The sequence below is a fragment of the Mesorhizobium sp. M0140 genome (assembly GCF_040322475.1).
In the GTDB taxonomy this organism is placed as follows: domain Bacteria; phylum Pseudomonadota; class Alphaproteobacteria; order Rhizobiales; family Rhizobiaceae; genus Mesorhizobium.
Genome location: NZ_JAMYTM010000032.1, coordinates 28949 through 42579 on the forward strand (window position 1 = coordinate 28949; position 13631 = coordinate 42579).

The 13631-nt window shown below is 63.9% G+C and carries 12 protein-coding genes and 1 riboswitch; of the genes, 7 read left to right on the top strand and 5 right to left on the bottom strand.

Annotated features, from left to right (window positions below):
- Nucleotides 1–8 precede the first annotated feature (8 nt).
- The 5 genes from NKJ37_RS25855 to NKJ37_RS25875 are packed head-to-tail and all read right to left on the bottom strand — an operon-like array spanning nt 9 to nt 4025.
- On the bottom strand, nt 9–1289 hold the full coding sequence (locus NKJ37_RS25855) for an NADH-quinone oxidoreductase subunit E (protein WP_023812386.1): 1281 nt from the start codon (nt 1287–1289) through the stop codon (nt 9–11).
- Nucleotides 1290–2480, bottom strand: coding sequence for an NADH-quinone oxidoreductase subunit D (locus NKJ37_RS25860; protein ID WP_352632380.1), 1191 nt, complete (start codon nt 2478–2480; stop codon nt 1290–1292).
- Nucleotides 2481–3083 (bottom strand): NADH-quinone oxidoreductase subunit C, encoded by a 603-nt coding sequence (locus tag NKJ37_RS25865; protein ID WP_127293230.1) that lies wholly within the window; start codon nt 3081–3083, stop codon nt 2481–2483. It abuts the gene before it with no gap.
- Between the two features lie 4 nt (nt 3084–3087).
- Nucleotides 3088–3669: a NuoB/complex I 20 kDa subunit family protein gene (locus NKJ37_RS25870; protein ID WP_013531090.1), complete on the bottom strand. Its 582-nt coding sequence runs from the start codon at nt 3667–3669 to the stop codon at nt 3088–3090.
- Nucleotides 3660–4025 carry an NADH-quinone oxidoreductase subunit A gene (locus NKJ37_RS25875; protein ID WP_010910112.1) on the bottom strand — a complete coding sequence of 122 codons (366 nt, stop codon included), beginning with the start codon at nt 4023–4025 and terminating at the stop codon, nt 3660–3662. The genes NKJ37_RS25870 and NKJ37_RS25875 overlap by 10 nt, the downstream gene beginning before the upstream one ends.
- 330 nt (nt 4026–4355) lie before the next feature.
- On the opposite strand from NKJ37_RS25875, the gene NKJ37_RS25880 reads away from it, so the two are divergent.
- The 7 genes from NKJ37_RS25880 to cobG all read left to right on the top strand — a co-directional run bounded on the left by NKJ37_RS25880 (nt 4356) and on the right by cobG (nt 13630).
- Nucleotides 4356–5564 carry a winged helix-turn-helix domain-containing protein gene (locus NKJ37_RS25880; protein ID WP_352612430.1) on the top strand — a complete coding sequence of 403 codons (1209 nt, stop codon included), beginning with the start codon at nt 4356–4358 and terminating at the stop codon, nt 5562–5564.
- A 51-nt stretch (nt 5565–5615) separates the two neighbouring features.
- Nucleotides 5616–6293, top strand: a complete 678-nt coding sequence (locus tag NKJ37_RS25885) for a DUF6348 family protein (protein WP_352612428.1) — start codon at nt 5616–5618, stop codon at nt 6291–6293.
- 29 nt (nt 6294–6322) lie between these two features.
- A complete protein-coding gene (locus NKJ37_RS25890) occupies nt 6323–6619 on the top strand; it encodes a hypothetical protein (protein WP_352612427.1) in 297 nt (98 codons plus the stop codon).
- A gap of 46 nt (nt 6620–6665) precedes the next feature.
- Nucleotides 6666–6870, top strand: a riboswitch (cobalamin riboswitch).
- A gap of 39 nt (nt 6871–6909) precedes the next feature.
- A complete protein-coding gene (locus NKJ37_RS25895; RefSeq protein WP_352775554.1) occupies nt 6910–7338 on the top strand; it encodes a DUF1636 family protein in 429 nt (142 codons plus the stop codon).
- A 2-nt stretch (nt 7339–7340) separates the two neighbouring features.
- Nucleotides 7341–8378, top strand: a complete 1038-nt coding sequence (cobW, locus tag NKJ37_RS25900) for a cobalamin biosynthesis protein CobW (RefSeq protein WP_023812393.1) — start codon at nt 7341–7343, stop codon at nt 8376–8378.
- 18 nt (nt 8379–8396) lie between these two features.
- Complete coding sequence (locus tag NKJ37_RS25905) at nt 8397–12119, top strand: cobaltochelatase subunit CobN (protein WP_352775556.1); 3723 nt, start codon at nt 8397–8399, stop codon at nt 12117–12119.
- On the top strand, nt 12116–13630 hold the full coding sequence (gene cobG, locus NKJ37_RS25910; protein ID WP_352775558.1) for a precorrin-3B synthase: 1515 nt from the start codon (nt 12116–12118) through the stop codon (nt 13628–13630). Before NKJ37_RS25905 ends, cobG begins: the two co-directional genes overlap by 4 nt.
- Nucleotide 13631 lies beyond the last annotated feature (1 nt).

Here is a 13631-nt window from a genome sequence, read left to right on the forward strand (position 1 = left end):
TTCGTCCCTCAGACCGGCTTCTTGCCGAAGACGCGGATGTATTCGGCCACGCCACCCTTGGCGAGCGCCTTGGCCTGCTTGACCCAGTCGTCGCGATCGATGCGGCCCTGGAAAGAGAGATAGCCATCCACCCACTCGCGTTCGGCCTTCTTCCACGACGCGACCTGCGCGAAGGTAAAAATGCCCAGCGTATGCAGGATGCCCTCGATCTTGGGGCCGACGCCGGAGATCAGCTTTAGGTCATCGACCTGTACCGGTTTATCGATGCCGGCCGGACGGTTCTTGTCCTCGAGCGACGGTTTGGCCGGCTTGGCTGCCGGTACCTTGACCTCCGGCGCCTTGAAGGCGGATGCCGGCTCGGCCTTGGTTATTGGACCGTTGCGCTGCTTGGAAACCTGCTCGACCTTGGAGTCTGCCTTGTTGGCATTGGCGGCCGAATGCAGTGGGGCGGCAACGCTCGCCGCCTTTTCAACCGTCGGCGCGACCTTGGTTTTTGAAGGCGTCTTCAATGCCGGGCTGGTTTCAGGGGCGTCGGTCTTCGGCTTGCTGGTGTTGGACGGCGCGACAGGGGCCGCAGCCGGTGCCGGCACGGGCCCTGCGATGATCGCGTCGGGCGCCGCCCTGGCGGCCCTGGCCGCTTCCCTGGCTTCCCTTTCACGGGTCGACTTGAGGATCGCCTTTTCGCTCTTCAGCGTGGTGAGGCCGGAGGCCGGCTCCGAGCCGGTACGGCCGTTCTGCGGCCCCGGTTCCACCGAAGCACCCTTGCCGGCGTCATAGAGATCGATGATTTCAGCCAGGCGTTCCGGCGTCAGATCCTCGAACGTGTCCTTGAAGATCATGACCATCGGCGCGTTGACGCAGGCGCCAAGGCATTCGACCTCTTCCCAGGACAAGGTGCCTTTGTCGTTGGCGTGGAACTGGTCGTGATGGATCCTGGAGCGGCAGACATCCATCAGCGCTTCCGAACCGCGCAGCATGCAGGGCGTGGTGCCGCAGACCTGGATGTGCGCACGCGTGCCAACCGGATTCAACTGGTACTGCGTGTAGAAGGTCGCGACCTCGAGCCCGCGGATACGCGGCATGCCGAGCATGTCGGAGATCGTCTCGATCGCCGCCTTCGTCACCCAGCCTTCCTGCTCCTGCGCTATCATCAGCAAGGGAATGATGGCCGACTGTTCGCGACCCTTCGGATATTTCTTGATCCATTGCTTCGCAGCCGCGGCATTCGCCCGGTTGAAGGCGAAGGAGGCTGGCTGGACGCTGGCTTCTGCGAGACGGCGGACTGACATTTAGCGATCGACCTCACCAAACACGATGTCGAGGGAGCCGAGAACGGCGGTGACGTCGGCCAGCATGTGGCCGCGGCAGAGGAAATCCATCGCCTGCAGATGCGCGAAACCCGGCGCGCGCAGCTTGCAGCGGTAGGGCTTGTTGGAGCCGTCGGAGACGAGATAGACGCCGAATTCGCCCTTCGGCGCCTCGACCGCGGCGTAAACCTCGCCGGCTGGCACGCGATAACCCTCGGTGTAGAGCTTGAAGTGATGGATCAGCGCTTCCATCGAGCGCTTCATCGCCTGGCGCTTGGGCGGCACCACCTTGCCGTCGAGGTTCGACACCGGGCCGGCGCTTTCCTTGCCGAGCAGGAGATCGACGCACTGGCGCATGATCTTCGCCGACTGGCGCATTTCTTCCATGCGCACGAGGTAGCGGTCGAAACAGTCGCCGTTCTTGCCGATCGGAATGTCGAAATCCATTTCCGAATAGCATTCATAGGGCTGCGACTTGCGCAGGTCCCAGGCTGCACCCGAGCCACGCACCATCACGCCCGAAAAACCCCAGGCCCAGGCATCCGCCAGCGAGACGATGCCGATATCGACATTGCGCTGCTTGAAGATGCGGTTGCCGGTCAGCAACTGATCGAGGTCGTCGATCGACTTCAGGAACGGGTCGATCCACTTGCCGATGTCCTCGACCAGCTTCTGCGGCAGGTCCTGATGGACGCCGCCGGGACGGAAATAGGCGGCATGCATGCGCGAACCGGAGGCGCGCTCATAGAACACCATCAGCTTTTCGCGCTCGACGAAGCCCCACAGCGGCGGCGTCAGCGCGCCGACGTCCATAGCCTGCGTCGTCACATTGAGGATGTGCGACATGATGCGGCCGATTTCGCAATAGAGCACGCGGATCAGCTGCCCGCGCTTCGGCACTTCGATGCCGAGCAGGCGCTCGGCGGCGAGCGCGAAGGCGTGCTCTTGGTTCATCGGCGCGCAATAGTCGAGCCGATCGAGATAAGGGATCGCCTGCAAATAGGTTTTGGCTTCGATCAGCTTTTCGGTACCGCGATGCAAGAGCCCGATATGCGGATCGACGCGATCGACGACTTCGCCGTCCAGCTCCAGCACAAGGCGCAAAACGCCGTGCGCCGCAGGGTGTTGCGGGCCGAAATTGATGTTGAAGTTGCGGACCGAGGTTTCAGCCATTTACTGCTTTGCCTTCTCGTCACCCGGCAGCACGTAATCCGTACCTTCCCACGGGGACAAAAAATCGAAATTGCGGAATTCCTGCTTGAGCTCGACCGGCTCATAGATGACGCGCTTGGCCTCGTCGTCGTACCGCACCTCGACGAATCCGGTCAGCGGGAAATCCTTGCGTAGCGGATGGCCTTCGAAACCGTAGTCGGTCAGCAGGCGACGCAGATCGGGATGGCCCGAAAACAGCACGCCGTAGAGATCGTAGGTCTCGCGCTCGAACCAGTCGGCGCCGGGGAACACGCCGGTGATCGACGGCACCATGGTTTCCTCGTCGGCCTGCACCTTGACGCGGATGCGCACATTCTGCTTCGGCGACAACAGATGATAGACGACGTCGAAGCGCTTGGCCCGCGACGGATAGTCGGCGCCGCAGACGTCGATGATCGAGATGAACTGGCAGCGCGCATCGTCGCGCAGGAAGGTCATCACCTCGACCAGATCGCGCGGCTCGACGTGAACGGTAAGCTCGCCATAGGCAAGCACCCCGTCACTGAAGCGGCCAGGCAGCTTCTCGCCGAGATAGGTCGACAGTTCGCTCAGGGATGCGGTCATGGATTTACCGTTCGATCGTGCCGGTGCGGCGGATTTTCTTCTGCAGCAGAAGAATGCCGTACAGCAACGCTTCGGCGCTCGGCGGACAGCCGGGCACATAGATGTCGACCGGCACGATGCGGTCGCAGCCGCGCACCACCGAATAGGAATAATGGTAGTAGCCGCCGCCATTGGCGCAGGAGCCCATCGAGATGACGTAGCGCGGTTCCGGCATCTGGTCGTAGACCTTGCGCAGCGCCGGCGCCATCTTGTTGGTCAGCGTGCCGGCGACGATCATGATGTCGGACTGGCGCGGGGACGCACGCGGCGCGACGCCGAACCGCTCCGAATCATAGCGTGGCATCGAGGTGTGGATCATCTCGACCGCGCAGCAAGCGAGGCCGAACGTCATGAACATCAGCGACCCGCTGCGCGCCCAGGTGATGAGCGCCTCGGTCGAAGTGACCAAAAAGCCCTTGTCGGCCAACTCATTGTTGATCTCGAGGAAGAAGGGATCGTCCTCCCCCACCGGCCTGCCGGTGTTGGGATCGATAATACCCTTGGGCTTCGGCGCGACGAGGGTGCCTGAACTGTCGTTCAATCCCATTCCAGCGCTCCTTTTTTCCATTCATAGGCAAAGCCGATGGTCAGCACCGCCAAAAACACCATCATCGACCAGAAACCGAGCATGCCGATCTTCGAAAACGACACCGCCCACGGAAACAGGAAGGCCACTTCCAGGTCGAAGATGATGAACAGGATCGACACCAGGTAGAAACGGATGTCGAACTTCATGCGCGCGTCGTCGAACGAGTTGAAACCGCACTCGTAGGCGGAAAGCTTTTCGGGATCGGGATTGCGATAGGCCACCAGGAAGGGTGCGGCCAGCAACGCCAGGCCGACAACCAGCGCCACGCCTATGAACAGGACGATGGGCAGGTATGAGCTCAAGAGTGCGTTCATGCTCGGCTTTCCGTTGGCGCCAATCCACTTTGATTACAGCACCGGACCCTAATGCGGAAGCGTGACAGTTTAACCGCTGAACCGTTTTAAGGGCTTATGCTGCAACGCGGCGAGGGTTAGCGCAGCACTTCCAGCGAAGCAAGTCAAACCTTGTTCAAAACACCGACTGGACGGCATATCGCGGCAAACTGGTCCGATCCGCTCCTGTTTGATTTCCTTCGCTTTTTACTCCACTTTTCTCTCCTGACATGGATGCCGCCAAAACCCTGCTAGCATGGGTTGGAATCAGCCATTCGACCCTCGGTCAAAACACTTCAAAGTGATGCCTGCATGAAGGAAAAGATCTCGCTCCCCACGGCCCGTCGCATCGCGCTTGCCGCCCAGGGGTTTCTCGATCCCCGCCCGACCGGCACGCCTGACCGCCGACATTTTGCCCGCACCCTCTCCCGCACCGGCCTGCTGCAGATCGATTCCGTCAGCGCGGTGGTGCGCGCTCATTATATGCCGCTCTATTCGCGCCTTGGCCCCTACCCGTTCTCGCTGCTCGACAACGCGGCCGTGACGCGCAAGCGCACGGTTTTCGAATACTGGGGGCACGAGGCCTCCTTCCTGCCGGTCGAGACATACCCGCTGATGCGCTGGCGCATGCAGCGCGCCGAGCGCGGCGACGAAATGTATCTGGGCCTCGCCAAATGGGGCCGCGAGCACGCCGCCTACATCGAAGAGATCTACCGCCAGGTCGCCGAGCGCGGCCCGATCGCCGCTTCCGCGCTCGAAGGCCAGAAAGGCTCGGGCGGCTGGTGGGGCTGGAGCCATGCCAAGCACGCCTTCGAATGGCTGTTCTGGGCCGGGCGCATCACCACGGCGCACCGCCGCGGTTTCGAGCGCTTCTATGACCTGCCCGAACGCGTGCTGCCGCAGGCGATCCTCGATCTGCCGGTACCGGCAGCCGAGGACGCGCACCGCGAATTGCTGCGCATTTCTGCCCGCGCCCACGGCGTGGCGACTTCAGGCGACCTGCGCGACTATTTCCGCCTGTCGCCGGCCGACATGAAGGGCCGGCTGGAGGAACTGGTTGAAACGGGCGAGCTGCTGCCGGTGCGTGTCGAAGGTTGGGACAAGCCGGCCTATCTTCATAAAGACGCCCGCCTGCCGCGCAAAGTCGAGGCCCGCGCCCTGCTGGCGCCGTTCGATCCGGTCGTCTTCGAGCGGTCGCGCACCGAGCGGCTGTTCGATTTCCACTACCGCATCGAGATCTACACGCCGGCCGACAAGCGGCAATATGGCTATTATGTCCTGCCGTTCCTGCTCGGCGACAGGATCGTGGCACGCGTCGACCTCAAGGCCGACCGTCCGGCCAGCATACTGCGCGTCCATGCGGCCTATGCGGAGCCCGGTGCACCGCCTGAAACCGCTGCAGAGCTGTTCGAGGAATTGAAGCAGATGCAGGGCTGGCTCGGACTCGAACGCATCGAAGTGACGCCTGCCGGGGATTTGGGTCCGGCGCTGCTGAGCGTGATCAGCGACGGGCGCTCTTGACATCAGCCGTCGGCTGCAGCCGTTTGAGGGAGTTTTGTCGGCCTAGGTTCAATGATGGCATCGCAAGAGGTTCTCGACCTGATCCACGAAGCGTTGATTGCGCATGGGATCAGCGCCATCCGTGGACAGAACGATGTCTGGATTGGACTGGAAGACCTGCGCTTTGAAGCCCAAGTTTTCGACAAGGAGCCGTCAGGCTCGGGTCGCAGGCTTGTTCTCGAAATCTACGTCTTCTCACCGTTGCTAGGCACTCAGCCGGTCATCGAATCTTTTGTTGGACTGGGCGACACGCGTGAACAGGCGATTTTCCAAGCATTCGGAAAATTCCTGATCGGTGTATTTCATGTGCTGATCGAGGGCCTTGCGGAGCATGTTTGCGAGAACATGCAAGCCGAGATTGCATTCTGGCAACGGAATGATGCTGGCTGGAAGATCTACGGTGGACCTGTGATCACACAGGCTGCAGTGGAATGCACTCTCAACCGGACATATCCAGCGTTTTATGCCCGCTTGGAAAAACTGTTCACGGCTAAGGTTCGCCCTGGCAGTCATTTCATCCGGATATTCCTGGCGAGCTATGGCGGAGCACTGGTCGGCAACGAAATTCTCCTGGACAACGAAACTTGGCCGGAAGGTCAAGAGCTCCTCGTTGATCAGGACTGGCACCACGGCGACGGGTACCAGGCGCTGCGTCAGGTCATCCTTGCGTTGCCGGGAGATAACAATTGAGCCAACGTACACAGGCTAGCGGATAAACAATGGATATCAAAGCCAGGCTGACCCAAGAGGTGCAGGAGTGCCTCGATAGGATTTCGTCCTTTTCATGGGACGTACATGCGCAGGCAATCCGAAAACGCTACCCTAGACCTGCTGGAGACACATTTGGCTTCAAAGTTGATGGCATTTACTTCGATGTGGGTGACAGCGCCGGATGGCTGGACCGGCAAGATGGAGATATCCTTCTGACGGCTTTCGTTACAGCTTTTCCTGATCCCAACAACGAAGATGGCATTCGCGAAGAGCGGTCAGTGGTAGTGAAGCGTCCCCGCCCCTGATTTCAGATTGCCCCTGCGTTGCGTTGACACCGCCGCCCGCAAAAGCCTAAATCCGGTTCCAGATGGTCCCTTGCCCGCAACGGCAAGGGCTAAGAGGGAATGCGGTGCGGGGCAAAATCCCAAATCCGCGGCTGTCCCCGCAACTGTAAGCGAAGAGCCAAGGCCGAAAGCCACTGGGGAGTTCCCGGGAAGGCGGCTACCCAAGGCGATGACCCGCGAGCCAGGAGACCTGCCGTCTGCGACTTTAGAATCCGATCGCCCGGCGGGTTTCCGGGCAAGGAGCCCGATCTTTGGACCACGACAGCAGTTTTTCGGCTGGCACAGCGGATATTTCGTCCGGCCATAATGATGCCTTGGCCGGCGTCACCATCATCGTCTGCGCCTCCTGCCGCAATGAGACCGGCTCCGACGCCCATCCCCGCGCCGGCGAATTGCTGGCGGACGACACGCGCCGCGCCGCATCTGGCGACGATATTCGCATCCGCAGCGTCGAATGCCTCGGCAATTGCAAGCGGCGCCTCAGCGCCGCCATCCTGCGCGACGGCTGCTGGAGCTATGTCTTCGGCGACCTGACCACGACCAGCGGCGCCGACCTCATCACGGGTGCCAAGCTCTTCGCCACCTCGAAGGACGGCCTGATTCCATGGCGCGGCCGCCCCGATAGCCTGAAGCGTGGCCTCGTTGCCCGCATCCCTCCCCTCGACCTGTTGAAGGACTGATCATGACTGCTTCCGTCTCGCGCGTTCCCTGCACCGTCGTCACCGGCTTCCTCGGCGCCGGCAAGACGACGCTGGTCCGCCATCTCCTGGAAAACGCCGGCGGCAAACGCATTGCCATCATCGTCAACGAATTCGGCGACATCGGCATCGACGGAGAGATTTTGAAGGGCTGCGGCATCGACACCTGCCCGGAGGAAAACATCGTCGAACTGGCCAATGGCTGCATCTGCTGCACCGTCGCCGACGATTTCGTGCCGGCGCTTGACAAGATCCTGTCGCTGACGCCGAGGGTCGACCATATCCTGATCGAAACCTCGGGCCTGGCGCTGCCCAAGCCGCTGGTCCAGGCCTTCCAGTGGCCGAGCGTGAAGAGCCGCGTCACAGTCGATGGCGTCATCGCCGTGGTCGACGGCCCGGCGCTGGCCGAAGGCCGCGTCGCCAACGACATGGACGCCTTGCAGGCGCAGCGCGCCGGGGACGAGACGCTCGACCATGACGATCCTGTGGAAGAAGTGTTCGAGGATCAGATCGCCTGCGCCGACCTGATCATCCTGTCGAAGAGCGACCTGATGGACGCCGCCGGCACCGCCCGCGCCAACGCCATCATCAACGAACATTCCGCCCGCGCGGTGAAGATCGTGCCGACGTCGCATGGCAAGGTCGATCCCTCCGTGCTGCTCGGTCTCGGTCTCGCCGTCGAGGACGACATCGAAAACCGCAAGTCCCACCATGACGGCGCATTCGACCATGAGCATGACGACTTCGACACCTTCATCGTCGACATTGCCTCGATCGCCAATCCGGACGAGTTGGCAAAGCGCGTCGCCACCGTCGCCGAAGAAGAGAACGTGCTGCGCGTAAAAGGCTTCGTCGAGGTCGGCGGCAAGCCCATGCGGCTCTTGCTGCAGGCCGTCGGGCCGCGCGTCAATCATTACTATGACCGCGCCTGGACCGCGCAGGACGACCGCCGCTCGCGTCTCGTCGTCATCGGCCTGAAGGGGCTGAACCGCCCGGCGATCGAGCGTATACTCGCCGGCTGATCTCGGACACGGGTTGCGATGCACATCCTCACCACGACATCCGCCTCGCTCGACGACCTCGCCGAGCCGGTCGATCTGCGGCAGACGCCGGCGGATATCGTGGCCCTGTCCTTCACCGACAGCGACCTCGCCGGACTGGCGGCAGCCTGGAAGGCCGATGCCGGCCGCCTGCCCTCGATGCGGCTGGCTGCCCTGCGTGACCTGCGCCATCCCATGTCCGTCGACCTCTGGGTCGACAGCGTCGCCCGCCACGCCAAGGTCATCCTCGTGCGCATCCTCGGCGGCTACGACTGGTGGCGCTACGGCTGCGACCAGCTTGCCTCGACCGCCCGCGAACGCGGGATCAAACTGGCGCTGCTGCCCGGCGAATGCCGCGACGAGGATCTGCGCCTGATCGAAGCCTCGACGCTGCCGCGCGAGGAGCTCGATGGCCTGCTCGACTATTTCCGCGAGGGCGGCCCGGCGAATATGAGCGCGCTGGTGCGGAGATTGGCGGGGCTGGCTGGATCGGATGCGGACGTAGCAGAGCCGGTTCCAGTGCCGAAAGCCGGGTTTTATGAGCCAGGACTTGGGGTCGTTGGTGATCCTTCACACCCCCCTCTGTCCTGCCGGACATCTCCCCCGCAAGGGGGGAGATCGGACTTCATCAAAGCCGGCTCTTTTCCCGTTTCATTAGAAGCTGACGCGTCCGCAACCTCGACAATTGGCGAAATCTCCAATGACAGCGCAATCTCCCCCCTTGCGGGGGAGATGTCCGGCAGGACAGAGGGGGGTGTGAAGGAACTCGACGCTGACAACGTCAACGCTCCTATCATCCCCATCCTGTTCTATCGCTCGATGCTATTGGCCGCCGATGTCGCGCCCATCGATGCGCTTTTCCACGCGCTCCGCCAGCGCGGCATCAATCCGGTCCCCATCTTCGTCTCCAGCCTCAAGGACCCCGCATCCCTGGCCTCCGTGGAAACAGCACTCGCCACGCTCAAACCCGCCGCCATCATCACCGCGACCGCTTTCGCGTCCGGCGCCGAGCCCGGAAATGAGACCCTGTTCGACCGCGCCGGCGTACCGGTCTTCCAGGTCATCGTCGCCACCACCCGCCGCGACGTCTGGGAGACCAACCAGCGCGGCCTGGCGCCCGCCGACCTCGCCATGCATGTCGTGCTGCCCGAACTCGACGGCCGCATCCTGGCCGGCGCCATTTCCTTTAAGGGCGAGAGCGAGATCGATCCAGCACTTGGCCACCGCGCCTTTGCCAACCGGCCGGAACCGGATCGTGTGGCGCAAGTGGCTGACCGCGTCGCGGCCTTTATCCGCCTGCAGGAGACAGCCCGCGCCGAACGCAAGCTGGCCATCCTGATGCCGGATTATCCCAGTGCCCCCGGCCGCACGGGCTACGCCGTGGGTTTGGATGTCCCGTCCAGCGTGCTGGCCATGCTGCAGGACCTCAGCGAACAGGGCTATGTCGTTGAGGGGATTCCGCAAACGCCGCGTGAGTTGCTGGCGCGGCTGGGCCAGGGCGGGCATGGCTTGGCCTTGAGGGATTATGTGGAGTTCTCGAAGGCACTGCCGTCTGCAGCAATTGCTGCCGTAGATGCAGCTTGGAAGGCTGAATATGAGATAGGTTTGTGCGAGGCACCCCCCTCTGTCCTGCCGGACATCTCCCCCGCAAGGAGGGAGATCGGCAGTTCCGCCATCGGCGCTCATTCTGCGACGTTCGTAGCTGGCGAAAGCGGCAATGAGAGCTCAATCTCCCCCCTTGCGGGGGAGATGTCCGGCAGGACAGAGGGGGGTGCTCAAGCGCCAACCGCCGCCCACTTCCCCTTCCGCGCAGCCACTTTCGGCAACATCACGGTCGCCCTCGCCCCAGACCGCGGCCGCTCCGTCGACCGCCGCGCCGACTACCACGACCCGACGCTCCCGCCGCGCCATGCGCTGATCGCCTTCGGCCTGTGGCTGCGCAAATCGCTCGGCGTCCATGCGCTCGTCCATGTCGGCGCGCATGGCACGCTGGAGTGGCTGCCGGGCAAGACCGTTGCGCTTTCGGAGAACTGCTTTCCCGAGATCGTCACCGGCGCCTTGCCCGTCATCTATCCCTTCATCGTCTCCAACCCAGGCGAAGCGGCGCAAGCCAAGCGCCGCATCGCCGCCGTCACCCTTGGCCATCTGCCACCGCCGCTGACCGGCGCCGGGCTCGACGAGAACCAGCACAAGCTCGAACGGTTGGTCGACGAATATGCCCAGGCCGACGGGCTCGACCGCCGCCGCCGCGACCGGCTGGCCAAGCTGATCGTCGACACCGCGCAGAAGACCGGCCTCGCTTCCGAAGCCGGCGTCGCCACGACCGACGCGCCCGACGAAGCGTTGCGCCGCATCGACGCCTGGCTCTGCGACCTCAAGGATTTTGCCATCAAGGACGGGCTGCATATCTATGGCCGCGCCCCTGAGGACGAGCCCGACGCCATGCGGCGCCAGAGTGCGGCAGCCGAGAAGGCGGCGCTGCTCGCCGCACTCGATGGCCGCCACGTCAAGGCCGGCCCGGCCGGCGCGCCCGCGCGGGGTCGCTCGGACGTTCTGCCCACCGGCCGCAATTTGTTCACCTCGGACCCGCGCACCATGCCGACGCCGACCGCCTATGATCTGGGCAAGGCAGCGGCGGAGGAAGTGGTGCGCGGCTACATGCAATCGCATGGCGACTGGCCGCGCTCGCTGGTCATCGATCTCTGGGGCTCGGCCTCACTGCGCACCGGCGGCGAGGAGATCGCGCAAGGCCTGGCGCTGATGGGCTGCCGACCGCAATGGGATTCGGCGACCGGCCGCATCACCGGCATCGAGGTGCTACCGCCGGCCGCGCTCGGCCGCCCGCGCGTCGATGTCACCTGGCGCATATCAGGCCTGTTCCGCGATATGTTCCCGACCCAGATCGCACTGATCGATGCCGCCGCCAACGCGGTAGCCGCCCGCGACGAGGACGATACGGAAAACCCGCTCGCGGCCAAAACCCGTGCCGACGGCAAGCTCAGCCCGCGCATCTTCGGCACCTCGCCCGGCACCTATGGCGCCGGCGTCGAGGATATCTTGTCCTCCGGCAACTGGGCCGCGCGCGAAGAAATCGGCCGCGCCTATCTCGACGCCACCTCGCACGCCTATGGCGGCGCAGAAGGAGAAGGCATCTCGGTGCCCGGCGCCTTCGAAGGCCGCATCGCCGAAGCCGATCTTCTCGTCCACACCGGCGACGACCCCGGCCGCGATATCCTCGAGGGCTCCGCCGACGTCGCCTTCATTGGCGGGTTTTCGGCTGCCTTGGCAACCCTGGGCAGGCATGCCGACGTCATCGTGCTCGACACCACCGATCCGCAAAGGCCGAAGCTCCGCTCGGTAGGCGAAGCGGTATCGCGGGTGGTGCGCGCCCGCGCCGTCAATCCACGCTTCATTGCAGGCCAGATGCGCCACGGCCCACGCGGCGCCTCCGAATTTGCCGAAACCGTCGACCGGCTGGTCGGCTTTGCCGAAACCACACACGCCATTTCGGGAGCGCTGATCGAGGCGGTGCATGATGCCTATCTCGGCGATCCCGAGGTTCGCGCCTTCATCCTGCGCGAAAACCCCGCCGCTGCCAAAGTCATCGCCGAGCGCTTCCTGTCGGCGCGACGGCGTGGCCTCTGGCATCCCCTGCGCAATTCCATCGACGACGACTTGACGGCCATGATTGCCGAGGCCGAGGCGCTTGGGGTGGCTGCATGAACGCCTTCTCGCGCCGCGGCGCCTGCCCGGCTTTGTCGGCGCCAATGCAAACCGGCGACGGGCTTTTGGTGCGGCTCAACCCGGTCGCTGGAGGCCCATCTTCTGGAGGATTGTCGCCGAAGCTTTTGATCGGGTTAGCCGAATCGGCTTTGCGGCATGGCAACGGCATCATGGAAGTGACCGCGCGCGGCAGCCTGCAGATACGCGGGCTGACGGCGGACAGCGCGGCGTTGCTGGCGGCGGAGGTCGATGCGCTTGATATCGCGGTGCGCACCGGCGTGCCGGTCGAGACCGGGCCGCTGGCCGGCATCGATCCGCAAGAGATTGCCGATCCCCGGCCACTGGCCGAGCGGATCAGGGCGGCGATTGGCGAGGCTGGGCTGACGCAACGGCTCGGGCCGAAGGTTTCCGTGATTGTCGATGGCGGTGGGCAGTTGACCATGGATGCGGTGACGGCCGATGTGCGGCTGAAGGCGGTGCGGGCCAGCGCTGGCGTGCTGTGGGCTGTGTCTGTTTCAGGTGACGGCCAAAGCGCGAGGCCGCTTGCGACGGTCGATGACGATGTAGCGCGCGATATTGCCGTTGCGGTGCTCAGGATGATTGCCGAGAAGAGTCGGGAGGCGCATGCGAGGGATTTGACGGACCGCCAATTGGCCTCTCTCGCAGGTTGGCACTCCGTCACACCCCCCTCTGTCCTGCCGGACATCTCCCCCGCAAGGGGGGAGATTGAGCCGTCATCGGCGCTTTCGCCAATTGCCGACGTCACGCCCACCGCCGAGGTGGCAGGACGAGAGCCGGCGCCGGAACTGCCGATCTCCCCCCTTGCGGGGGAGATGTCCGGCAGGACAGAGGGGGGTGTGCAGGATCACCGACCCATCGGTCTTTTCCCTTTGGGCGGCAATGCCACCGCCCTCGGCATTGCCCTCCCCTACGGCAGCATGCCGGCCGACAAACTCATCGCCCTCGCTCAACACGCCCTCACCCTCGGCACGTCAGAAATCCGCCTAGCCCCAGGCCGCGTCTTGCTTTTCCTAGGTCAGCCACCGGCCGCCAACTCATCGCTCCAACACACCGCCGCCACCCTCGGCTTCGTCACCGCCCCCACCGACCCGCGCACGCGCATCGCCGCTTGCCCCGGCACACCAGCCTGCGCCTCCGGCCGCATCGCCACGCGCGACATTGCCGAGACGATTGCCGCTGAAACTGCCGACATCCCAGACCTCACCCTGCACATTTCCGGATGCGCCAAGGGCTGCGCCCACCCCGGCCCGGCGGCCCTGACGATAGTCGGCGGCGAAAACGGAGCCGGACTTGTCGTGAACGCGACGGCAAAGGCCCTTCCTGCGGGCTACAGGCCGGGCTATGACGCCGCGCGCGGCATCAGCCACGTCGCGGCAATGATCCGCAGCACACGATATCAAGGCGAAACCGCCGCCGCTTGCCTGGCAAGGCTCGGACCGGCCGGTGTCGCCGAGGCTTACCGACAGGCCCAAACTGAAAAACGGAAATGAG

Bases quoted from the DNA above. Each gene is read 5' to 3' on its own strand.
- NKJ37_RS25855 (WP_023812386.1), bottom strand. From the start codon at position 1,289: ATGTCAGTCCGCCGTCTCGCAGAAGCCAGCGTCCAGCCAGCCTCCTTC.
- NKJ37_RS25870 (WP_013531090.1), bottom strand. From the start codon at position 3,669: ATGGGATTGAACGACAGTTCAGGCACCCTCGTCGCGCCGAAGCCCAAG.
- NKJ37_RS25880 (WP_352612430.1), top strand. From the start codon at position 4,356: ATGAAGGAAAAGATCTCGCTCCCCACGGCCCGTCGCATCGCGCTTGCC.
- NKJ37_RS25865 (WP_127293230.1), bottom strand. From the start codon at position 3,083: ATGACCGCATCCCTGAGCGAACTGTCGACCTATCTCGGCGAGAAGCTG.
- cobW (WP_023812393.1), top strand. From the start codon at position 7,341: ATGACTGCTTCCGTCTCGCGCGTTCCCTGCACCGTCGTCACCGGCTTC.
- NKJ37_RS25875 (WP_010910112.1), bottom strand. From the start codon at position 4,025: ATGAACGCACTCTTGAGCTCATACCTGCCCATCGTCCTGTTCATAGGC.
- NKJ37_RS25890 (WP_352612427.1), top strand. From the start codon at position 6,323: ATGGATATCAAAGCCAGGCTGACCCAAGAGGTGCAGGAGTGCCTCGAT.
- NKJ37_RS25860 (WP_352632380.1), bottom strand. From the start codon at position 2,480: ATGGCTGAAACCTCGGTCCGCAACTTCAACATCAATTTCGGCCCGCAA.
- NKJ37_RS25885 (WP_352612428.1), top strand. From the start codon at position 5,616: ATGATGGCATCGCAAGAGGTTCTCGACCTGATCCACGAAGCGTTGATT.
- NKJ37_RS25905 (WP_352775556.1), top strand. From the start codon at position 8,397: ATGCACATCCTCACCACGACATCCGCCTCGCTCGACGACCTCGCCGAG.
- cobG (WP_352775558.1), top strand. From the start codon at position 12,116: ATGAACGCCTTCTCGCGCCGCGGCGCCTGCCCGGCTTTGTCGGCGCCA.